This window comes from Mesorhizobium sp. USDA 3734, from assembly GCF_056279665.1.
This window is the reverse complement of the sequence record NZ_JBWCCW010000001.1, coordinates 5,570,560-5,593,356: the sequence shown is the minus strand read 5'-3', so window position 1 is coordinate 5,593,356 and position 22,797 is coordinate 5,570,560. Positions and strand designations below refer to the sequence as shown.

Below are 22,797 nucleotides of genomic sequence, written 5' to 3'. Positions count from 1 at the left end.
ACCGGAAGAGAAGGATGCAAGTGGAAGCCACAGTCCCGCAGGATCGTGCCCCATCGCCGCCCGGCGGAGGTCGTCCCCGTAGCCGCCGCAACATAACCCACACCAAGTGGTTTTGGCCGCTCGTCTTTCTTTCGCCCGCCTTGTTGGGGTTTTGCGCCTTCACCGTCTACCCGGCAATCGCCTCGCTCGTCATAAGCTTCACGGACTGGGATCTCAACGGGCCGCCAAGATGGGTGGGTGTCGACAACTATGTCCGGATGTTTCGTGACCCGACCGCGGTCAAGGTGTTCTGGAACACGGTCTACTTCACCATTGTCACCGTTCCCGTGCTGCTGGTGCTCCCCTTGCTGCTTGCCATCGCCCTGAACCAGAAGATCCACGGCATTCGCTTCTTTCGCGCGGCCTTCTTTCTACCGGTGATCTCTTCGATGGTGGCCATGTCGATGGTCTGGCAATGGATGTACAACGCCGATTTCGGCCTCATCAACTGGGCCCTCAGCCTTGTCGGCGTCGCCGGTCCAAAGTGGATCACCAGTGAGACCTGGGCGCTTCCCGCGGTCATGATCGCCAGCATCTGGAAGAACATCGGTTTCAACATGATGCTGTTCCTGGCCGGTCTCCAGGGTATTTCCACCTCCTACTACGAGGCGGCGGAAATCGACGGCGCCAACTGGTTCCAAAAGCTCTGGTACATCACCATCCCCTCGCTGCGCCCAACCACACTGTTCGTGGCGGTGATCACCATCATCAATTCCTTCCAGGTCTTCGACCAGGTTATCGTCATGACCGGCGGCGGACCCAACAGAAGCTCATCCGTTCTCGTGCACTACATCTATCAGAACGGTTTCCAGTTCTACAAAATGGGTTACGCCAGCGCGCTCGGCTGGGCGCTGACGATTTTCGTGCTCGCCCTGACGCTCATCCAGTTTCGTGCCAATCAAACCAATGAGGGCTCGCAATGACGTTGCACAGCGCACAGCTCCGGCGGCGCCGCTATTCCAGCAAGAGTCGCAACGTGCGGATTGGAAACATCCTCTCCTACATTGTGCTGAGCATCGGCGCCTTCGTGATGCTGCTGCCTTTCGTGTGGATGATCGCAACCTCGCTGAAGCCAGCCGGCGAGGTGTTCCAGTATCCGCCGACGCTTGTCGGCAGTTCGATCGAGTGGGGCAACTATCTGAAAGTGCTCGAGGCCTCGCCCTTCGCCAAGCAGCTCTGGAACACCGCTTTCATCGCTGTCTTCACGCTGATCGGCACACTGATCACGAGCGCGATGGCGGGTTTCGCCTTCTCATGGATATTCAGGTTCCCCGGGAAAGATACGCTGTTCGTCATCGTCCTGATTTCGATCATGATTCCCTATCACGTGCTGCTTGTGCCGACCTTCGCCCTGCTGCGGACGATGAACCTGCTGGACTCGGTCTGGGCGATCATCTTGCCGACCATCGTGTCGCCCTTCGGCATCTTCCTGATGCGCCAGTTCTTCATCGGCGTCCCCAAGGAACTTGCCGAGGCGGCGACGCTCGATGGCTGCAGCCCATGGGGCATCTTCTGGCGGATTTTCCTGCCGCTCTCCAAGCCGGCGCTGACCACATTGGCCATTTTCACTTTCGTCGGCACCTGGAATGATTTCCTTCGCCCGCTGATCTTCCTGAGCAGCAATGAGAACCAGACACTCACCCTGGGCATCTACGCGGCACAGGGGCTGTTCTCCACCGACTGGCCTATGCTGATGGCGACCGTCGCGCTCAGTCTGCTGCCGGTCGTCGTTATGTTCCTCGCGGTGCAGGACCTCTTCGTCAAGGGCGTCGCACTCACCGGCCTCAAGTAGTTGAAAGGATCGTTTTTGTCCGAAGATCTCCAACGTCTCGTCGATACCGCCGAAGCGTCGATACGCGCTGCGGCGCAGGTGGCAGAAGCCGACCCAAGCCGTCCCCAATATCACTTCCGGGCACCGGCGCAGTGGATGGACGACCCCAACGGCATCATCTTCCATCAGGGCATGTACCACATGATGTACAGCCTCAATCCCCACAGCGCCAAGCATCGGGCGGGCATGGTCTACAAGACCGCGGTGCGGGTCTGGGATCCCAACAGTGAGGATTGGACAGGCGGCATCACGGTCTGGGGCCACGCGCGCAGCCGGGACCTGGTGCATTGGGAACATCTGCCGATCGCCATCTATCCGGCGATCGGCAAGGGCGAGCATTTCATCTGGTTCGGCTGCACCGTGATCAATGGAGAAGGCGTGCCGATGGCAATCTACACCGCGATCGGTCCGGACATGCGTCCCGAAGACACTGCTCAGCAGTGGGCGGCGATCGGCGATGCCGATCTGATGACATGGAGGGCTCTTCCCAGCAATCCACTGCTGACCGACGCAGCACATGGCGAAGAGGTGGTGCGCGAGTGGCGAGACCCATTCCTGTTCAAGGAGGGCGAACGGACCTTCATGATCCTTGGTGGGCGTACCGTGGATGCGGAAGGCGGGACGCCGGTCGTCACGCTCTATGAGGCAACAGATCCAGCCTATACGTCCTGGGTCTATCGGGGCATCATTTTCCGCCATCCACGCAAGAACGTGCCGAGCGCCGAGTGCCCGAACCTCGTCAAGATCGACGGAAAGTGGGTGTTGCTCGTCTCCCCGCATGTCGAGGTCGAATACTATGTGGGCGAACTTGATCTGACCAACTACACCTTCACCGTCGAAACCTCCGGCATCGTGGACCAGAGCCGGAATTTCTATGCCACCAACGTGCTGTTCGACGGAGCGGGACGCGCCGTGATGTGGGGCGCCGTCGAAGGATTCAGCGGCACTTCGGGTTGGAACGGCTGTGTTTCGTTGCCGCGACAGCTCAGCGTAACGGCCGACGGCAAACTGCTTCAGAAGCCTGTCCGGGAACTCGAAAATCTCAGAGCTGAACACGTTGTTTTTGACGGACCGCTCGCGCAGGCCGGGATCGCTGCGGTCGGCCACCTCCACGATGGCCAGGCGATGGAAATCCGCGCACGCCTCGAGCATGATCCCGGCGCCATTTTCGGAATTCGCATTCGCCATGCCGGCGGCGATTTCGAGATAGGGCTCGACGGCCAGTCCATCCGCATTGGCGAATTCTCGTTTCTTGCGGATCGAGTGACAGGGACAACCGATCTGCACGTCCTTATCGACCGCACCGTGCTCGAATTGTTCATCGACAACACAATCTGCGCGACGAGGGTAATTCCTCTGATTGGTGGCCCCGTCGACGTCGAGGTGGTTTCGTCGAAAGGAAACCTCGCCCGGGCAAATGTCACGCTATGGCGGCTCGCGGCCGACGGCCTGTTCACCCGGTATGCCGACTAGGCTTCATCGCTGCGTGATCAGGTCAGGGTTGCCGGTTCGGCTCCATCAGAAAAGAGGTTAGAGTGGCGAACGTATCGATCAGGAATGTGCACAAGGCCTATGGCAGCGTCGAGATCATTCCGAATTTGTCGGTAGAGATCGATGACGGGGAATTCGTCGTCCTTGTCGGGCCGTCCGGTTGCGGCAAGTCGACTTTGTTGCGGATGATCGCCGGCCTGGAGCAGATTTCCGACGGTGAGATCTCCATCGATGACGAAGTGATCAACGACGTGCCCGCCAAGCAGCGGGATATCGCGATGGTTTTCCAGAACTACGCGCTCTATCCGCATATGACGGTTGCCCAGAACATGAGTTTTGCCTTGAAGCTGATGCGCCGGCCGGTTGTCGAAATCGAACAAAGGGTCGGCCGGGCATCCGAAATCCTGGGGTTGCAGGGCCTGCTGACACGCTTTCCACGCGAACTCTCTGGCGGGCAGCGGCAGCGGGTGGCGATGGGCCGTGCGATCGTTCGCGATCCGAAGGTGTTTCTCTTCGACGAACCGCTTTCCAATCTCGATGCAAAGTTGCGCGTGCAGATGCGGACTGAAATTCGCGCACTGCATCAGCGTCTGCGCACGACCACCGTCTATGTCACCCATGACCAGGTCGAAGCCATGACCATGGCCGACAAGATCGTGGTTATGAATGCTGGCCATATCGAGCAGTGCGGAGCTCCGCTGGAGCTCTACGATCGACCGAGCAATTTGTTTGTCGCAGGGTTTATTGGATCGCCGGCCATGAACTTCTTTGACGGAATCCTCACCGCCGGCGAGCATCCCTGCTTTCGCAACGATGAAGGAATGGAGTTGCCGGTCGGCAAGATCGATGCCGCGAATGAGCCGCGGCGCATCATCTACGGAGTGCGTCCGGAGCATTTCGAGATCGTTGCCGAAGGCGGTATCGTCGGCGAGGTGGTGGTTGTCGAGCCAACCGGCTCCGAGACGCAGGTCTTTGCCAAAGTGGGTACCATCGATTTGGTGGCGGCTTTCCGCGACCGCGTCACGCTGCGCCCCGGAGATCAGATCAGGCTGAGCCCCACGCTAAAATACTCGCACCTCTTTGACGCGGTGTCGGGTCGGCGCCTTTTCAACTAGACGACGCAAAAGCCGTTGCGGCCTACTCCACTCTCGGTGGGGCCAATGGGACCACGTCCCTTGTCAAAGCGCGATTTCCGGTTGTAGGTCTGGGCTGAGCCGCCGAACGGCAGCTTCGCAACAGGCAAGTCAACTTTGAGCACCACCAGATTATTGCGCCACATCAATGCGCGACGCTGTCTGCGTCTGCTCGACAGCGGGCGTGGGCTTTCTCGTGCCGACATCGCCCGGGAACTGGGCCTGACCCGTGCGACCATCGGCAACGCCATACTCGTGCTGCTGGACGCGGGTCTGGTGGTTGAAAGGTCTGAGGCCGTGGTCGAGGCGCGCAAGGGGCGTCCTGGCGTAGCGGTCGCGCTCAATCCCTCCGGCGCCTGCTTCATCGGCGTTGATATTGGCACAAGGTCACTGACGGGTGTCGTACTCGATCTTCAAATGAATGTCGTGATCCGTCTCGTGGAGCCGACCGGCCCAAACTTTCGCGATCCCGGATATGTGTTCGAACGACTGTTGGCGACAACGCAGCGACTGGTGAAGGACGCCTCGATCGATCGCGAGAAGATTGAAGGGATTTGCGTTTCAATTCCCGGTTTGGTGGCGCGGGACGGCAGTGTCGTCAACGCACCCTTTCTCGAATGGCGCAACCATCCTTTTCGGGAAAGGCTGGTTGCCAGCTATCCGCCCGACTGGACGGTCATGGTCTGCAACGATGCCTTCGCCTTTGCCAACGCCGAGCGTGTCGTCTCCGAAAGCAACAAAACCGAAAACCTTCTGTTGGTGCTGATGGCGGAGGGCATCGGCGGAGCGATCGTCGATGATGGCCGCGTGATCGCGGGAGCGCATGGCTATTCCGGCGAAATTGGACATACGATTGTAACGGCGCGAGGGCGTACGGATACGTTCGAAGTGCTTGCCGGGTCGAAATCCTTCTCCGGTTTCTTCAAATCCGATCAGGCCATAACCGATGGTGTCGCGATGTTGCTCGCCGAAGCAGCCAGGCCCGAAGTCGCCGATGCGCTCGACTTCTGGGCGGAAGCGCTGTCGGCCGGGCTGGCGAATGCGATCCATCTGCTCGACCCGGGACGCATCGTGCTCGGCGGCCCCTTGTCAGCGCTCTACCCCCACGTTGCCGAGCAGGTGAGGGACAGGCTGCAAGCAAGCCTGTTGCCCGGCTTCGTGCTGCCCCAGGTGCTTGTCACGCGCTTTGGGGCCGACGGGGCAGCGATCGGTGCGGCTGCAACCATTCGGGAAACGATGTTTGCCATGCCGGACCTCGAAGGTTCAGACGCCTGACCTGACGCGGCTTTCCCGGCGAACCGAAACGGTTCGGGTCAACCAGCCAGGCTCCAGCCATCTTCCGCAGACGGGCGCGAAGCCCCGCCAAAGCGATGACGGCAATCTCATCGGGATCAGCGGGTGGGTTTCGCCCTTGACAGGAAGTGCCGACAAATCCTGCTTGACGAGTAATATGTTTTTGTCATAAACAAATACAAAAGCATATCTGGGAGGAAGAGCGTGCCGATAGCCAAGGAAGCCACGTGCCTGCGCATGGGCATTTTGGGATGTGGTCCCATCTCGCAATTCGCGCATCTGGAATCGGTCCAGAAGGGGCGCAATGTCACGCTCAGGGCGGTTTGCGACGCGGATGGCGAATTGGCCCAGCGGTTCGGCAACTTCTACGACGCGCAGTGCATTTACCGCGACTACGACGAGATGCTCTCCGACCCGCAAGTTGACGCGGTCATCATCGCGACATCCGATGCCTTCCATGTTCCCGCGGCGATCAGGGCTTTGTCGGCTGGCAAGCATGTGTTCTGCGAAAAGCCGATCGGCCTTTCTGTCGAAGAGGTGGAGGAACTGAAAGGCCATGTCGAGCGGAGCGGACTGGTGCTGCAGATCGGGCACATGTTGCGTTTCGACCCGGGTATCCAGGCGACGCGCGAATTTGTCGACGATGGGATCGGTGAACTGCTGGCCCTGAAGGCCTGGTATTGCGACTCCACCCACACCGCTACACCGTTACGGACGCACTTCAGCCAGTGGCGCGAACCGGATCCAGGGCGATAAAGCCCACTGGCGACCAGAAGGCCGACAGGCGACGCTACTACATGCTCGCGCATGGCAGCCACCTGGTCGACCTCGCCCGCTATCTAGCTGGTCCGATAAAGGCCGTGCAGACAAGGCTGTCGGAGCGCTTCGGGGCCTATTGCTGGTTCGTCGATACCGAATTCGAAAACGGCACGCTCGGACATCTGGACCTGACCATCGCGGTACGGATGGACTGGCATGAGGGTTTTCAACTCTACGGCCAGAACGGCAGCGCGATCGGCAAGATTTTCAATCCCTGGTACTACCGCTCGAGCGAGGTCGACATCTTCCGCGAGAGCGAGGGCGCCTATCGCCGGGTGCTTGGCGCCGACGGCCATTTCTATCGCCGCCAGATCGAGGGCTTTGCCGATGTCGTGCTGAAAGGCATTGCCATGAACGGCGCTTCGATCGACGACGGCGTCGCCTCGGTCCGCGCCATGGCGGCGATCGCGCAATCGGCAAGCACAAGCAAGCCGGTTGCGCTTTCGGATGTCGACGGGGCGGTCTGATGTACCCCGCGATCTTTACGCGCACCTATCCATTCAGGACGACCGTTGAAGTGCTCGATGCGGTCCGAGCCGATGGCTATGAGGGTATCCAGTTCAACCTCTCCAGCATCGGGCTTGCCAGTCTGCCGGATGCGCTGCCAGACGGCGCCGCCGAAGCCGTCGGCGAGCTTGCCGCCGAACGGCATCTTGCCGTCGCAGCACTGTCGGGCACCTACAACATGGCGCATCCCGACGAGGCCGTCCGGCTGGTGGCGCGTCCGCGCTTCGCCAATGTTCTCATTGCCGCCGCCCGCATGGGCGCTCCGATCGTCTCGCTATGCACAGGGTCGCGCAATCGCGACGACATGTGGGCGCCCCACCCGGACAATCGCTCGCCGGTCGCGTGGTCGGATTTCCGGCGGGAGCTCGATTTCGCCCTGCAGCTCGCGGACGATGCGGGACTGGCTCTCGCAATCGAGCCCGAGCCCGGAAACGTCGTCGCCGACGCCAGGGCCGCGCGCAAGCTTCTCGACCAGGTCGGAAGCGGCCGCCTCGGCATCATTCTCGATGCGGCCAATCTGCTCTCACCGGAAACACTGCCGCACCAGCGCGCCGTCATGGTCGAGGCAATCGATCTGCTGGGTGCCGATATCCTTCTGGCGCATGCGAAGGACATGGATACGGAAGGAACCGTGGTGGCGACCGGCGCCGGCGCCGTCGACCTGCCGGAGTTCGTGCGGTTGTTGCACGCCGCCGGCTATGACGGCGCATTGATCGGACATGGTTTCAACCACGAGGACACCGCGCGGTCAGCTAAGGCACTCAACGCGCTCGTTGGAGGTGTGTCGTGAGTGTCGGCACAATCCTGACCGCCGATGGTTGCCGTCTCTCCTACGAGATCGTTGGCGAGGGCGAACCCGTGCTCTGGCAGCATGGGCTCGGCGCAACGCTCGCACAGCCGGCGGAAGTGTTTCCGCACGAGGCCGGTCTTCGCAGAATTACCCTGGAGTGCCGCGGCCATGGCGCGTCCGAACTCGGTGACGCGGACAAGCTGTCGATCGCGCAGTTCGCCGACGACGCCCTGGCGTTGCTCGATCATCTGGAGCTTCCACGGGCCGCCGTCGGCGGAATATCCCTGGGGGCTGCAATCACCCTTCGTCTCGCCGCGTTTCACCCGGAGCGGATCTCGCGTCTGGTGCTGGCACGGCCGGCATGGGTCGACCAACCCGCACCGGAAACCCAGATGTCCTATCCGGCAGCCGCGCTTTTTCTGGGCCGGTTTGGTCCGGATGAGGGCCTTCGTCGTTTCCTTGAAACGCCCGCGTTCCAGACGCTTCTGGCTGCTTCGCCTGACAATGCCAACTCGCTCGTCGGCTTCTTCTCGCGGCCTCGCCCGGAAACCACGGTCGCCCTGCTTTCCAGGATTCCCAATGACGGTCCCGGCGTTACGCGGGCAATGCTGGAAAGGCTCGAGATCCCCACGCTGATCGTCGGCAACGGCGAGGACTACGTGCACCCCATGGCCTATGCGGAACAACTCAGCCGGCTGATACCGGGTGCTCGGTTGCAGCAAATCACCTCCAAGAGCGTCGACCGGGACGCCTATGTCGCCGAGTTCCGGGCTGCTCTGTCGGTGTTCCTCCTGGTCGCGGAGGACGCGGAATGAACGCTGCAGCCGAGTTTTCCTACCAATCGGTTCTGGTGATCGATGTCGGGGGAACGAGCCTGAAATGCGGCTTCGTCATCGATGGCGTTCCCCTGGAATACGAGCGGCTTTTCCCGACCTCCCTGCTTCGCAATCCCGACCCGGTCGGCAGTTTTGCAAGGATCGTGGAAAACGTTCTTGCCGACTCTGGGGTGAAGCCCGACCTGCTGGTTTCGACCGTCCCGGGATTTATCGATACGGACAGCGACCGGGTGCTCTTCGCTGGCAATGTCCTTCAGCTCAACGGGCATTATCTTGCAAGCGAACTGGGCGCGCGGATCGGCATTCCGGTGGTGCTGGAGCGCGACTCCGTTCTCGCGCTGAGTGGAGAAACACTTGCCGGCGCGGGGCAGGGTGCTGAAAGCGTGCTGGGCATATATTTCGGCACCGGCGTGGGCGCCGCCTTTCTCCAGGATAGGCATCCGTTCCGCGGTTCCGGCTGGGCTCTCGAGATCGGTCATATGCCGTTCAAGGGCGAGGGGCGCAAACTGGAAGGGTTGCGCACGGATTGCCTCGAAACCTACGTGTCGGGTCGCGCCCTGCAACTGATTGCCGATCGTCATCGCGTGCCGATCGCGGAGATATTCTCCATCGCGCCACGGGTCCCTGACCTCGAGCGGGACATCGACCAGTTCATCAAGGATCAGGCCCTCGCAATCGGCACGGCGGTCGCCCTGTTCTCGCCGGGCACGATCATTCTTGGCGGTGGCGTCTGTGCGATCAAGGCCTTTCCTCGGCAGCGCCTGGCGGCATTGGTCGCCGCCAACGCTCCATTCGCCGAAACGGGCCGGCCCATGGACCTGCGCTGGGCCGAACTCGGCTGGCGGGCCGTCCTGCATGGAGCATTGCAGGTCGCCCGCGAACATCTGCGGGACAGCAATCGCGAGGCCGTCGCGGATGGCGCGCAGCCGGATCGTCTTATCGCCGGCCAGCGTCAGGATGCGGTCGCTGGCGCGCAAGGGAGGAAGCCATGAGCCTTTTGGAATTGAAGAACGTCTCGCGTCACTTCGGCGCGATCCAGGCAGTGGACGACGTGTCGTTGACGATAGCGCCGGGCGAGATCGTCGGGCTGATGGGCGACAACGGCGCCGGTAAGTCCACAGTCGTGAAAATGATCGCCGGCAATTTCGCTCCGTCCTCGGGCGAGATGTTGCTCAACGGCGCGCGCATCAGCTTCTCAAAGCCGATCGAGGCGCGCCGCGCCGGCATCGAGGTCGTCTATCAGGACCTTGCCCTTTGCGACAACCTGACCGCTGCGGCCAACGTTTTCCTGGGCCGTGAGATCATGCGCCCGCTCGGTCCGTTCAAGGTCCTCGATCACGTCGCCATGCGGCAACGCTCGGCCGAACTGTTCCGGGACCTGAAATCCGAGACGCGGCCGCGCGATCTCGTGCTGCGGATGTCGGGAGGCCAGCGCCAGGCGGTCGCCATCGCCCGCACCCGCCTCGCGCAGGCCAAGATCGTGCTGATGGACGAGCCGACGGCAGCCATCTCGGTTCGGCAGGTGGCGGAGGTTCTGGCACTGGTGAAACGTCTGAAGGAGAGCGGCGTCGCCGTCATCCTGATTTCGCACCGCATGCCGGACGTCTTTGCCGTCTGCGACAGGATCGCCGTGCTGCGCCGCGGCCGGATCGTCGCCGACAAACCCGTCGGCAACACGTCACCCGAGGAAATTACCGCATTGATCGTGGGCGCCAAGGCCAACGCCTGAGGGCGCGGAGGACACTCAAATGAGCAATCAAAGCGAAACAAACGGCAATGCCGCCGACCTCGACAGCGTTTTCCGGTTGAGTGAGCGGACCTGGCTTTCGGACGTCCTGCGCAGCCAGGAGTTCTGGATCGTGATCGCTGTTCTGGTCATCGGAACAGCGGCGGGCCTGATCGCGCCGCGTTTCCTGTCTTCCACGAACATGGCGAACATCCTGCAGAATTTCTGCTTCACCGCCCTGATGGCGATCGGCATGACCCCCGTCATCATGACCGGTGGCATAGACATCTCGGTGGGATCGACGCTGGGGCTGACGGGAGTGGTGCTCGGTCTCCTGTGCAGTGCTGGTCTGCCCTTTCCGGTGGTGGCGGTGCTGGTCATCCTCGTCGGTGCCGGCGTCGGTTTGGTGAACGGCCTGTTCGTAGCCTACCTGAAGCTGCCTCCCTTCATCGTCACCCTCGGCATGATGAGCCTGGTGCGGTCGCAGACCCTTGTCGTGACCAACAATCAGGTCGTCTACGATTTCGGCGCGGCGCAGGACACGCTGCTTGCCGTGGGTAGCGGCTCGACGCTAGGCATGCCGAACGTGCTGTGGGCGGTGATCGTTTCCGCCGTGGCGATGCAGTTCCTGCTCTCGATGACCCGCTGGGGCCGCTACGTGCGCGCCATCGGCGGCAACCAGAATGCCGCGCGACTGAGCGGCATCCCGGTCGATCTCATCAAGGTCTCGGTCTACGTCCTGCTCGGTGCCATGACCGGAGTAACGGCGATCTTCCTGGTGGGTTGGCTCGGCGCGGCCACCAATGCACTCGGCCAGGGCCAGGAACTTCAAGTCATCGCCGCAACGGTGATTGGCGGCGCCAACCTGCTCGGCGGCTTCGGCTCGGCTTTCGGGGCGGTGATCGGCTCGGTGCTGATCGAGGTCATCCGCAATGCGCTGCTGCTCGTCGGCGTCAATCCGTTCTGGCAGGGCACCTTCGTTGGCCTGTTCATCCTCTTTGCGGTGTTGCTCGAGCGTTTCCGCTCGGCGCACGGCTGAGCCAAAACCCAGCGAAATCATCAACCCGAGGAGGTGACCACCCCAGACACCGGACCAAATGCGAGGAGGACTGAAGAATCGAGAAGTCACATCTATCTAGAGAGGAGAAAGCAATGACATGGAATTTTGGAGCATCGGCGTCACGCATAGCTGGCACCGCATTTGCGGCTGCCGTGGCCTGCGGCGCCATCGTCGCGCCGGCCTCTGCCGAAACCTATGCCGTGATCGTCAAGACCGTCAACGACGTGTTCAGCGCGCCGATCAAGGAGGGCTGCGAGAAAGCTGCTAAGGACCTTGGGGTCGAATGCTACTACATCGGCCCATCCGAAGTCGACGAGGCCAAGCAGATCCAGGTGATCAACGATGTGCTGACCCGTGGCGTCGACGGCATCGCGGTCTCGGCCACCAATCCGAAGTCGACTGCGCGCCTGCTGGAGAAGGCCAAGGCGGCCGGCATTCCCGTCGTTACCTTCGACGGGGATCTGCTTCCCGAGGATGCCGGGCTTCGTTCGACCTTCATCGGCACCGACAACTACAATTTCGGTGTCGAACTGGCCAAGAAAGTTCTTGAGTACAAGACAAAAGGCGGAACCGTCTGCATCCAGACTGGAACGGCGGGCTCCTTGAATCTCGATCTGCGCGTGCAGGGCGTGCGCGACACGCTGGCCAAAGTAACGAAAGACAAGCCGGTAACGCATCTCGACGGCCAGAACGGCTGGACTGAGGTTGCCGGTTGTCCGATCTACAACAATGACAACATCGCGCTCTCTGCACAGCAGCTCAACGATGTCCTCGTTGCCAACCCAAAACTCGATGCTTTCATTGCCGTTGGCGGATGGGCGCAGTATGCACCGGCTGCCTATCGCAAGGCGGTCGAACGGGTCAAGGCGCGCGTCGATTCCAAGGAGCTGGTGATTTCCTTCGGCGATGCCTTCGCGCCGCAACTGCCGCTGCTCAAGGATGGACTGAGCCACTATCAGGTCGGACAGAGCCCGTATCAGATGGGATACAAGTCGATCGTGGCGTTGCATGACCTGAAGCAGGGCAAGACCGTTCCGCCCTATATCGACACCGGCTTCGTGCTGTGCACGCCCGATATGGCCGATACCTGCGGGAAGAACTGAAAACGCCGGTCGGCGGGAAGTGCTCGCTTCCCGCCGACGCCTTGTAGGGACCTAAGATGGCCAGACTGAAGTTTGCTGTTCTAGGCACCGGCACGATCGTCAGCCGTGCTCATCTGCCGTCCCTGCTGGGCGACGATCGCGCGGAGGTTTGCGTGCTCTACGGCCGCGATCCCGCACGCACGCAGGGACTGGCGCGAGAGTTCGGTGTCGCCCATGTCGCCACAAGCATGGATGCGGCGTTGCGGATTCCTGGACTGGATGCGGTAATTGTCGCTCTGCCGAACTTCTTGCACGCCAGCGCGGCAGCATCCGCGACCCGCGCCGGCCTCCACCTTTTGATGGAAAAGCCGCTGGCAACCACCATCGGCGACGCGCGCCGGATGGTTGCGGGCGCAGCGGCCGCCAATGTCGCATTCGCGGTCAATCTTCCACAACGCCACCGTCCATCGATGATCGAGATCAAGCGTGCTCTCGACAATGGTTCGCTCGGCGCTGTCCGCTCGATCGACATCCGGATGCTGCGCCGCTCGGGTATTCCCGGCTTCGGCACCTGGTTCACGCAAAAGGCGCTGTCGGGTGGCGGCGTGCTTGCCGATCTCGGACCCCACGTGATCGATCTGGCTCTTTGGTTTACCGGTTGTGGCGAGGGTAGAAACATCCGCGCGACGCTCTGGAGCAGCCAAGGGGGGCGAGGCGCCGGGCTTGGCGATTGGAGCCCTCCTCAGCCTGTCACCGAGCCGGCCCTGCAGTTCGATGTCGAGGACAGGGCGGCGTTCTCGTTCGAAACGGAAACCGGTATCCATGTTGGTTGCGAGCTGGCGTGGGCCTATGCCGGCCCTGACGAGAACAGGGTGCGCGTGGTCGGCGATGCTGGCGGAATGGACTACTGGCCCGAACACTATGGCGAGGCCTCACCAATGCATGCCATCGGCCCGGATCTGTCTTCGAACCCCGTTTCGCTCAAATCCGATCATGCGGATCTGACGCCGGCCTGGCGATCCTGTATGTCGGAGTTCATTGACAGAATTCTGGCGGCTGGTCCCAAGCCCGATGGCGATGGTGCTCTTCGCGTGGCGCAGATCATCTCGGACATCTATGATGGCGAGGTCAGTTAGCCGGCTTCTGTCCTGTCGAACGGGAAGGCGAGGGCATAGGCACCCCGAGAGGTATTTCCAACATCCCGGTGACCAAGACCGCCGACCAGCCTCATCCGGAAATCGTGCTGCTTTGTGAAAGTGGATTGGCTCGATCGATGGTCAGCCGATCGATCAGTTCCTCCACCCTCCCAAGGCTGAATATATTCTCAAGCGCCAAATGAGCAGCGCCAAAAAGCGCACTGTCCTTCTGCGGGTTGGCAAGCACGATCTGCAATTCGCGCGTGGCAAGTGGGAGACACCGCTGGTAGACAAGTTCCCGGATACCCGACAACAGAAACTCTCCACCCTTGGCGAGTGTACCGCCCACAACGATCAAGTTCGGGTTGAGTATGCTGACCACATCGGAAGCGACTTCGCCGATCACCCGCCCAGCGCTGCGCAGCATCATCAGCGCTTCCGGCTTCTGCATTTCGACGAGCGATATGACGTCACGGGCGTTCTCGGCCTTGAAGCCCTTGCTTGACAGATCCCGGGCAATCGCCCATCCACCGGCCCGGGCTTCGACACAACCGAGCTTGCCACAACGGCACAATGGCGCGTTCTCGGAGTTGAACTGGATATGGCCGATGTCGCCCGCGGCGCCTTGGGCGCCACGAAAGATCTTGCCGCCGGCGACAATGCCGCTGCCGATACCCGTCCCCGCCTTGATGAAGAACATGTCGTCGACATGCGGGAAGTTCTGACGATGTTCGTGGATCGTCATCAGGTTCACGTCATTTTCGACATAGATGGGCGCATCGAAGCGACGACGCAGCCAGCCGATGATGTCGAACTCGTCCCATCCGTGAAGGACCGAAGGACCCACCACGCGGCCGCGTTTGAAATCGACCGGCGTGGGCATGCTGAGGCTGACACTGAAAAGGGAGCCATGGCTGGCTCGGGCCTTCGCCGCAAGGATATCGAACCCATCCGCAATCCGCTCGAGAGTGGCGGCCGGTCCGTCCGGCGCGTTGAATGGTATCGTGCTCTGCGAGACAATCGCGGGTTCGAGATCCATGGCGGCAAGATGGATATAGGTTTCGCCAATGTTGGCGACGAGCAGGAAGCCCGCCCGTTCATTGACGCCGAGCACGCGCGTCGGTCGTCCGCCGCTCGGCATCGTCCGCGCCGTTTCGCGTATCAAGCCCGAGTCGATGAGTGCATTCAGCCGCTGGGTGACAGTCACGCGCGATAGTCCCGACGCGTCAAGCAAGGCCGACCGGGACGTCGCGGCGCCCGTGGCAATCAGCGAGAGAATTTCGCCGCTGTTGGCAAGGGCCGGATGCTCCGTCGTACCATTTGTCCTGGCCATTACGCGCTTCCCTGTTTGTCCCGAGATTTAGCCACAAACCATCGGAAGATAAAGGCATGTCCAGCTATAAAGTCGCACATCTTTTGTCAAAAATTATGCAATAATGCGTTGACTTATAGATATTTACGCGACTAATCTGGCAAAGGTTGGGAGGAAGCAGCGACCTTTGGCGTGGGCCAGCCTGCGGCTGTTCGAATGTTTTCTCCGTCACTCGATCGACGGAATCTCACATGTTGGCAGCGCAAAATGACCTGGTCCGCCCGGATCTCTTGGCAAATGCCATTCGCGCGCTGTCAATGGATGCTGTCGAGCGGGCCAAGTCCGGGCACCCTGGCATGCCGATGGGAATGGCCGAGATCGCCGTCGCGCTCTGGCACCGGCACCTTCGCCATAGCCCATCCAATCCCGACTGGGTTAATCGCGACCGCGTTGTGCTGAGCAATGGCCATGGCTCGATGCTGCTTTACAGCGTGCTGTATCTCTTGGGCTACGACGTCTCGATCGAGGATTTGCGGCAGTTTCGGCAACTTGGCAGCAAGACGCCAGGCCATCCGGAATATCGCTATACGCCGGGCGTTGAAATAACGACCGGGCCGCTCGGGCAAGGCCTGGCGAATGCCGTCGGCATGGCGATCGCCGAAAAGACCCTGGCCGCCACATTCAACCGACCCGGACACGACATCGTCGACCACCATACCTTTGTGCTGGCAGGTGACGGCTGCCTAATGGAAGGCATATCGCATGAGGCGTGCTCGCTTGCCGGAACGTTCGGTCTGGGCAAGCTGATCGTGCTTTACGACGACAATGGCATTTCCATCGACGGCGATGTCGGCGGCTGGTTTTCGGACGATACGCCGAAGCGGTTCGAGGCCTATGGCTGGCAGGTCATTGCCGATGTGGACGGGCACGATATCGAGGCAGTCGACCAGGCGATTTCAGCGGCAAAGGCGCATGCAACCCACCCGACGCTGATCTGCTGCAAGACCACGATCGGCAAGGGAGCGCCGACGAAGGCGGGCAGTCATGACTGCCATGGATCTCCGCTGGGCGCCGACGAGGTCGGTGGGGCTCGGCTGGCGCTCGATTGGCCGCATGCGCCGTTTGAGGTTCCAAGAGAGATTGGCAACGCGTGGAACGCCTCAGTCAAGGGGGCTGAGTCGGAGGCCGACTGGCACCGCCGCTTCGAGACGTACCGTGAGGCCTATCCCAATGAAGCGGCGGAGTTCGAGCGGCGATCCTCACGCGACCTTCCCGCGGCCTTCGCCGCCAAGGCGGATGCGTTCGTTGCACAAACCGTCGAGAAGGCCGAAACGCTGGCGACACGCAAGGCCAGTCAGAACGCCATTCAGGCCTTTTCCAATTTGCTTCCCGAACTGATCGGCGGTTCAGCAGATCTCGCCAGTTCGAACCTCACCCTTTGGAAGGGAGCCGAACCGATCACCTCCGTCTCGGGCGGCAACTACATCTATTACGGCGTGCGCGAGTTCGGAATGGCCGCGATCATGAACGGCCTGATGGCCCATGGCGGGTTTCGTCCGTTCGGCGGCACGTTTCTGATGTTCTCGGAGTATGCGCGCAACGCGCTGCGCATGGCGGCGCTGATGAAGCTCGGCGCCATCTATGTCTTCACCCACGATTCCATCGCGCTCGGTCAGGATGGTCCGACGCATCAGCCCATCGAGCAGTTGGCGACGCTCCGGCTGATGCCCAACATGGACGTATGGCGACCATGCGATACCGTTGAAACGGCGGTTGCCTGGCAGGTTGCGCTGGAGCAGGGGGAGACACCGACAAGTCTTGCGCTCAGCCGCCAGGCCCTTCCGTTTCAACCGCGTGAAAAAGACCAGGTTCAAGCGGTGCGCATGGGCGGCTACGTGCTGCGTCGGGAAGACGGCCGGCTGGACGCCGTCATCATCGCCACCGGGTCCGAAGTGCAGCTCGCCGTCAGCGCCCACGAGCGACTTGCGAGGCAAGGGGTTCAGGTTCGCGTGGTGTCCATGCCGTCGACCAGGGCTTTCGACCGGCAGGATGCCGCCTACAAGTCCAAGGTGCTGCCGCAAGGCGTTCCCCGTGTCTCCGTCGAAGCCGGCGTCACCGACTATTGGCGCAAATATGTGGGTCTCGAAGGCGAATGCGTCGGCATCGACTCGTTTGGTGAATCGGCCCCGGCCGAGATCCTCTACGAGCATTTCCATCTGACCGTCGAGGCCGTCGAGAAGGCGGTTTGCAGGGCGCTCGAGAAACGCCGCCGCGCTGCGTCGTCGGACCTGGAAGGGCAGCAGGCGAGATGACCGCATCCTATGTCATCGGACTGGACTACGGTACCGGGTCAGCCCGTGGCGTTCTGCTTGACGCTGCGACCGGAGAGCTGATCGGCAGCCACACCCATGCCTATCGCCATGGCGTCATGACACTGAGTCTTCCCGACGGCACGCCCTTGCCGCGGTCATGGGCGTTGCAGAACGCCGCCGACTATCTCGACGCGGCTGAGGAAATCCTGGGCGCGCTGGGGCGTGGACGGGTTATCGAGTCGATCGGACTGGGCTTCTCGGCAAGTTCCCCGATGCCGACCACTGCCGACGGTACAGCCCTTTCCGAACTTCATCCCGGCGAGCCCCATGCCTATGTCAAGCTGTGGAAACATGGGGCCGCGCAGCCCTATGCGAACGCGATCAACCGTAAGGGCGGAAATTTCCTGCGCAATTTCGGTGGCAAGCTTTCCGGGGAGTGGTTGCTTCCAAAGGCCGCCCAGATCGCGGACGAGGCACCGCACATTTGGGGCGCGGCGGGCCGATTCATCGAGTCCGGCGATTGGCTTGTTTGGCAGTTGACCGGCCACGAAGTGCGAAGCCTGGGCTTCGCGGCCTACAAGGCCCAGTATTCTGAAACGGAAGGCTATCCCGAGGGGATCGTGCCCGGTCTTTCCGAAAGGCTGTCGGTGCCGCACCGTATCGGCACGGCGGCTGGAAGTCTGTCTGAGGCGTGGCGGATACGCACCGGGATCAGCGGTCGCGCGGTTGTGGCGGTGGCGGTCATTGATTCACACGTGGTGCTGCCGGCGGTAGGGGCCGTGTCGTCAGGCTGTCTCGTCGGCGCCCTCGGAACATCGGCGGTCTATCTCTTTTTGAACGAACAGTTCCGTCCCCTGCCGCCCGGCATCGAAGGCGTGGCCAAGGACGGATCGGTCCGCGATCTCTGGTGCTACGAGGCCGGTCAGGCCGGCTTCGGCGACATGCTCGCCTGGTTCGTCAAAACTTTCCCGCGTGGTCACGACGCTGCGGAAAGCTTCCAAGTCTACAACCGCGAGGCAGCCCGGCTCGAACCCGGCGCCAATCATCTCGTGGCGCTCGACTGGTGGAACGGCAACCGCGTGCCGCTCGCCGATTCAGGCCTCAGCGGCCTGCTCCTCGGCCTCACGACCGAAACCACGGGCGTCGGCATTTATCGTGCGCTGATCGAGTCGCTCTGCTTTGGCGCCCGCACGGTGGTCGACCTCTTCGAGGCAGAAGACTTTGCGATCAACCGCGTCATTCTGACGAGCGGGCTGGCCCAGAACAATCCATTCCTGGTGCAGATCATGGCCGACGTGCTGGGGCGTGTCGTGGAGGTTCCAAGCATTGCCCATGCGACGGCCGTCGGCGCGGCTATTCATGGCGCGGTCGCGGCGGAACTGGTCAGCGGCTTCGTCGAAGGTACGGCCCGGTTCGGTGCGCGTGCCTTCACACCCTACCACCCGCGGCGCGAAAGCACGGGCGCCTATCAGTCTCTCTACAAGAACTACCGGGAGCTCAGCACCAATCAGACCCTGCGCGACGCCATGCACGATCTGAACAAAGCGGGATCGCCCCCGCTCGAGACCGAACGATCGGGAGATAGCTGCATTTGCAACACCACCGTTGACAACTGTGCGCCCCCCAGCGCGCGAGATGGGTGATCGCGCCGGCCAGGTGATGGCCGACTTTCTTGAACGGGGAGAGGCCCTTCGGTCTATTGTGTTTGAAGCCACGCTCGTTACGCGGCGCTCGACTGCCCGACTTGAGTAGGAACAGCATTGGAGTCATTCGCCTCGGTCAGAGGATGCGATTTCGAGGGAGGGCGCTGCCAATCTCCTCAAAGGTCACGACGGTGTCAAACATGGCGGGATGCGGCGCATAATCAGCGAGCCGTGAGGCGCTACAGAGTAGAACAGTTGAGGCAGCGTCATGCGAGACAATCGCCTGTGGAGGCGTCGTCACCCAACAATTGGCCCTAACGGGTACTTCTTCCACATGCCCTCGTACAGTTCGGTGTGCCAGTTCAGCTGTTCACTCGGATTGTCGTAGAATTTCGCAAGCCACTCATCGTGTACTGCCGTGGCAAGAAGATGCGCCTCACGGTTGGTAATGAGGCGCAGTGTGAGCGCATCTACACCACCAGCGGCAGGGCGACCCAAGCTGGTTCCATTGGCCGAATGATTTCCGAGCCGAAGCCGCGCCCACTCGCGTTCAAACTCCGCAAGGACCATGTGCAACACCTGTGTGTAGCACTCGGTAGCCCTAAGCATATAATTTTGCTGGTTTTTCAGCTGCATCAACACCTTAGGAAGGTGATGGTGCCCAGAGGCGGAATCCAAGCGATGGAAAACTCGCTCTGTTTCCAAAGGGTTAGGACTCGAGCTATAGCAGGACTAGCCAACAAAAATACCAACAAAATATTTCTGTGGATTGGTTCGGTTCCCGGATATCGCTCTATTCGCTCAATGCCATCGCGTCCCAACCTTACCCCAAAAGGTTGCTCGGCTTAACGCCGCCCGACCTTTGCTTCGGACAGACCGTCCGGCGCAAAGGCAACGACATTCTCCTTCATGCGCTCGAACTCCCAAGGAAACGTGGCCCAGGACCTCCGCCATAAGCTCCCCTGCGAGGATCGTCAGGTCGCATGCGCGCTCTCGTCGAAGCGCTCACCGGGCGTTACGGCGCGGCAATTCTCTGTATCGATATAGCGGCAGCGTTGCCGCGTCTTTTCGAACTCATTGCTCTCCGCCTCTGGAGGAGCCGGCGCACTTTGTCCTTCGCTAGCACGCGCTCCAGCCGCGGATTGATCAAACGCAGCCAACACGACCCCGATAAAGTGCTTCCCAATAGCTCGATTGGGCCAAGCCCGGCGTGCTGACCTGATGCGGTGGACGGCCTCCGCTCCCGGCATCGCAATGTGCCAAAGTGTGGCTGTCGAAAGTTCACATAAGGGAGAGCCGTCCATGGAGAAGGTTAGCACAGTCGGTTTGGATATCGCCAAGCACGTCTTTCAGATCCACGGTGTAGGCGCGTTGGGCGTGGCAGTCCTCCGCCGAAAGCTGCGTCGTGACGATGTCGCTGGTTTCTTCAAGGCGTTGCCGCCGTGCCTGATCGGAATCGAGGCGTGCGCGACCGCACACCACTGGGCTCGGGTCCTTATGGCGCTGGGTCACGAGGTTCGGCTCATGCCGGCGTCGTACGTCAAGCCCTATGTGAAGAGGCAGAAGAATGACGCGACGGATGCCGAGGCGATCTGCGAAGCGGTTACGCGACCGACGATGCGCTTCGTTCCGGTGAAGAGCCAGGAGCAGCAGAGTGTGCTGATGCTGCATCGGGTCCGTGAGCTTCTGATCCGTCAGCGGAGCATGCTGGTGAATGCCCTCCGTGGCCACCTGGCGGAGTTCGGAATCGTAACGCGCCAAGGCATTGCCGGTGTCGGCACGCTGATCGCACTCGTCGAGAGTGAAGATTCTGATCTGCTTCCACCGCTTGCGCAGGCCGCGTCCCATAGTCGGCCAGTTGCGGGAGGTGCACGAGAAGGTCAGCGAGATGGACCGCCAGATTCATACATGGCATCGCTCGAATGAACTGAGCCGTCGGCTCGAGACAATTCCTGGAATCGGTCCAATCACTGCAAGCGCGATCGCTGCGACCGTAGCGGACGCGACGCTCTTCAAATCCGGCCGGCAGTTGGCGGCCTGGATAGGCTTGGTGCCGCGGCAAAACTCATCGGGTGGTAAAGACCGCCTCGGCAGGATCAGCAAGCAGGGCGATCCATATCTCCGTCGTCTACTCGTGGTCGGTGCCCACGCCGTGCTCCGATTCAGCGCAAAAAGCAAAGTGGCGTCTACCCGCTGGGCTACCGAACTGCTGGCGAAGAAACCATATAACGTCGTCGCCGTCGCCTTAGCGAACAAGATGGCGAGGACCGTCTGGGCGTTGATGGCGACCGGCCGACGCTTTGAGGCTCCCGGCATTGCATGATGGCGGTCGTGAAGGATTCAGAGATTGGTGAGGTGCTGATGGTGTGATGGCGAACGGTCGAGCCGGGGTCGGACTAACCCGCTCAGTGGGTGCCGCTTGAAAGCGCGTTGACCTGTCTGGGATCCGATCAGCGGACTACATCAGGGCCAGCGGCATGAACGAGCCGCACTCAAAGGCCGAATACATGCCTGCACCCGACCAACTGCCAGAAGCGCCGAGAAAGCCCTTGCCACGCGGAGGCCGTCCATAATCGCCACTGAACTTTCATCCAGTGGCGATTAGAGCCTCGGCCATTTCTGTTACGCCGTATGGCGCGGTTTGAGCAACCGGCGGAGACGCGAAGCCTTCATTGAGCGCAGCGTCGGAGCCGGTTGCGGCGAGGGTTCCGGCGAAGGCCGCCGGGGTCTGGTAACCGAGCGAGGAATGCGGCCTCGCGGTGTTGAAGTCCTGCCTCCATTCGGCAATGGCACTGCGGGCGTGGTCGAGGCCGAAGAACAGGCTCTCGTTCAACAGCTCGTCGCGCATTCGGCCGTTGAAGGATTCGACGTAGCCATTTTGCATCGGCTTGCCCGGCGCGATGTAGTGCCATTCGACGCGATTGTCCTTCGACCAGGCGAGGATGGCGTTCGAGGTGAACTCTGTGCCGTGGTCGGAAACGATCATGTCCGGCTTGCCGCGCCGGGCGATCAGGTCAGTCAGTTTCCCGAGCAACGCGCCGTCCGGAGATCGACGTGTCCGGGATCGCGGCAAGGCATTCGCGCGTCACGTCGTCGACGATGTTCCAGCACCCGGCACCGCCGCCCGCAGGCGAACTGGTCATGGACGAAGTCCAGCGACCAGCGCGCGTTCGGCTTCGCCTCAACCAGAATCGGCGCCCGCGTGCCGACCGCGCGTCGCCGTGCCCGGCGCTTGCGCACCGTCAGGCCCTCCTCGCGGTAGAGCCGGTAGATGCGATTGACCCCTGATGGCTCGCCCTCTCGCTGGAGCAGAATGAACAGGCGTCGATAGCCGAAGCGGCGGCGCTCGTTGGCGAGGTCGCGTAACCTTGTGCGCAGCTCCGTCTCCGGCGATCGGCACCGACGAAGGAACAGGCCCGACGCTCCGACACGCCCATGACGGCCTGCAGATGCGCGACGGCTTCGCGCTTGGCGGCGGGCCCTACCATTTTTTTGAAAGAAGCTCGCGCAGTGCCGACGCTTCGAGCATCTGGTCGGCGAGCAGCTTCTTCAGCTTCGCGTTCTCGTCTTCCAGGGCTTTCAGCCGTTTGGCATCGGAGACGTCCATCCCGCCATACTTCGCCTTCCAGTTATACAGCGTCGCCTCGGAGATCCCATGCTTGCGCGCCAGGTCGCCCGCCTTTGCTCCCGCCTCATGCTCACGCAGAACCGCGATGATCTGCTCTTCCGTAAACCGCTTTCTCTTCATCAGCCCGTCCTTCAATCGAGGCCGGACTCTAATCTCAGA

17 protein-coding genes and 3 pseudogenes are annotated in these 22,797 nt (G+C 61.5%); 17 read left to right on the top strand and 3 right to left on the bottom strand.

The features are described from left to right. The first annotated feature begins 20 nt into the window (after positions 1–20). The 13 genes and pseudogenes from ACZ89F_RS26815 to ACZ89F_RS26755 all read left to right on the top strand — a co-directional run bounded on the left by ACZ89F_RS26815 (position 21) and on the right by ACZ89F_RS26755 (position 13,743). Positions 21–962: a carbohydrate ABC transporter permease gene (locus tag ACZ89F_RS26815; RefSeq protein ID WP_476095034.1), complete on the top strand. Its 942-nt coding sequence runs from the start codon at positions 21–23 to the stop codon at positions 960–962. A 53-nt stretch (positions 963–1,015) separates the two neighbouring features. After that, positions 1,016–1,831 (top strand): carbohydrate ABC transporter permease, encoded by an 816-nt coding sequence (locus ACZ89F_RS26810; protein ID WP_476095033.1) that lies wholly within the window; start codon positions 1,016–1,018, stop codon positions 1,829–1,831. Between the two features lie 15 nt (positions 1,832–1,846). Continuing rightward, positions 1,847–3,343, top strand: coding sequence for a glycoside hydrolase family 32 protein (locus ACZ89F_RS26805; RefSeq protein ID WP_476095032.1), 1,497 nt, complete (start codon positions 1,847–1,849; stop codon positions 3,341–3,343). Positions 3,344–3,405: 62 nt separating this feature from the next. Continuing rightward, complete coding sequence (locus tag ACZ89F_RS26800) at positions 3,406–4,476, top strand: ABC transporter ATP-binding protein (RefSeq protein WP_476095031.1); 1,071 nt, start codon at positions 3,406–3,408, stop codon at positions 4,474–4,476. A 135-nt stretch (positions 4,477–4,611) separates the two neighbouring features. Continuing rightward, positions 4,612–5,769, top strand: coding sequence for an ROK family transcriptional regulator (locus ACZ89F_RS26795; protein ID WP_476095030.1), 1,158 nt, complete (start codon positions 4,612–4,614; stop codon positions 5,767–5,769). Positions 5,770–6,024: 255 nt separating this feature from the next. Continuing rightward, positions 6,025–7,073 (top strand): annotated as a pseudogene (locus ACZ89F_RS26790) (Gfo/Idh/MocA family protein). Then, on the top strand, positions 7,073–7,903 hold the full coding sequence (locus ACZ89F_RS26785) for a sugar phosphate isomerase/epimerase family protein (RefSeq protein ID WP_476095029.1): 831 nt from the start codon (positions 7,073–7,075) through the stop codon (positions 7,901–7,903). Before ACZ89F_RS26790 ends, ACZ89F_RS26785 begins: the two are co-directional and overlap by 1 nt. Further along, positions 7,900–8,718, top strand: coding sequence for an alpha/beta fold hydrolase (locus tag ACZ89F_RS26780; protein WP_476095028.1), 819 nt, complete (start codon positions 7,900–7,902; stop codon positions 8,716–8,718). Before ACZ89F_RS26785 ends, ACZ89F_RS26780 begins: the two co-directional genes overlap by 4 nt. Before the next feature lie 35 nt (positions 8,719–8,753). Next, the gene (locus tag ACZ89F_RS26775; RefSeq protein WP_476095027.1) at positions 8,754–9,731 is read left to right on the top strand and encodes an ROK family protein; all 978 of its coding nucleotides are present in this window, start codon (positions 8,754–8,756) and stop codon (positions 9,729–9,731) included. After that, on the top strand, positions 9,728–10,468 hold the full coding sequence (locus tag ACZ89F_RS26770; protein ID WP_476095026.1) for an ATP-binding cassette domain-containing protein: 741 nt from the start codon (positions 9,728–9,730) through the stop codon (positions 10,466–10,468). Before ACZ89F_RS26775 ends, ACZ89F_RS26770 begins: the two co-directional genes overlap by 4 nt. Before the next feature lie 19 nt (positions 10,469–10,487). Beyond that, positions 10,488–11,504, top strand: coding sequence for an ABC transporter permease (locus ACZ89F_RS26765; protein ID WP_476095025.1), 1,017 nt, complete (start codon positions 10,488–10,490; stop codon positions 11,502–11,504). Between the two features lie 113 nt (positions 11,505–11,617). After that, positions 11,618–12,628: a sugar-binding protein gene (locus ACZ89F_RS26760; protein ID WP_476095024.1), complete on the top strand. Its 1,011-nt coding sequence runs from the start codon at positions 11,618–11,620 to the stop codon at positions 12,626–12,628. Between the two features lie 56 nt (positions 12,629–12,684). Continuing rightward, positions 12,685–13,743: a Gfo/Idh/MocA family protein gene (locus ACZ89F_RS26755; RefSeq protein WP_476095023.1), complete on the top strand. Its 1,059-nt coding sequence runs from the start codon at positions 12,685–12,687 to the stop codon at positions 13,741–13,743. Positions 13,744–13,834: 91 nt separating this feature from the next. Here ACZ89F_RS26755 and ACZ89F_RS26750 read toward each other — a convergent pair whose 3' ends face one another. Then, positions 13,835–15,076 carry an ROK family protein gene (locus ACZ89F_RS26750; protein ID WP_476095022.1) on the bottom strand — a complete coding sequence of 414 codons (1,242 nt, stop codon included), beginning with the start codon at positions 15,074–15,076 and terminating at the stop codon, positions 13,835–13,837. A gap of 230 nt (positions 15,077–15,306) precedes the next feature. Here ACZ89F_RS26750 and tkt point away from each other — a divergent pair, with 230 nt between their 5' ends. The 3 genes from tkt to ACZ89F_RS26735 are packed head-to-tail and all read left to right on the top strand — an operon-like array spanning position 15,307 to position 19,119. Next, positions 15,307–17,367 (top strand): transketolase, encoded by a 2,061-nt coding sequence (tkt, locus tag ACZ89F_RS26745; protein ID WP_476095021.1) that lies wholly within the window; start codon positions 15,307–15,309, stop codon positions 17,365–17,367. Next, on the top strand, positions 17,364–19,010 hold the full coding sequence (locus ACZ89F_RS26740) for an FGGY-family carbohydrate kinase (RefSeq protein ID WP_476095020.1): 1,647 nt from the start codon (positions 17,364–17,366) through the stop codon (positions 19,008–19,010). The genes tkt and ACZ89F_RS26740 overlap by 4 nt, the downstream gene beginning before the upstream one ends. Further along, positions 18,982–19,119 carry a hypothetical protein gene (locus tag ACZ89F_RS26735; RefSeq protein ID WP_476097403.1) on the top strand — a complete coding sequence of 46 codons (138 nt, stop codon included), beginning with the start codon at positions 18,982–18,984 and terminating at the stop codon, positions 19,117–19,119. Before ACZ89F_RS26740 ends, ACZ89F_RS26735 begins: the two co-directional genes overlap by 29 nt. A gap of 188 nt (positions 19,120–19,307) precedes the next feature. On the opposite strand, the gene ACZ89F_RS26730 is transcribed toward ACZ89F_RS26735, so the two are convergent. Next, positions 19,308–19,646: a hypothetical protein gene (locus ACZ89F_RS26730; RefSeq protein ID WP_476095019.1), complete on the bottom strand. Its 339-nt coding sequence runs from the start codon at positions 19,644–19,646 to the stop codon at positions 19,308–19,310. 666 nt (positions 19,647–20,312) lie between these two features. Here ACZ89F_RS26730 and ACZ89F_RS26725 point away from each other — a divergent pair. Beyond that, positions 20,313–21,333, top strand: a pseudogene (locus tag ACZ89F_RS26725) (IS110 family RNA-guided transposase). A 264-nt stretch (positions 21,334–21,597) separates the two neighbouring features. On the opposite strand, the pseudogene ACZ89F_RS26720 reads toward ACZ89F_RS26725, so the two are convergent. Then, positions 21,598–22,758, bottom strand: a pseudogene (locus ACZ89F_RS26720) (IS3 family transposase). Between the last annotated feature and the right edge of the window lie 39 nt (positions 22,759–22,797).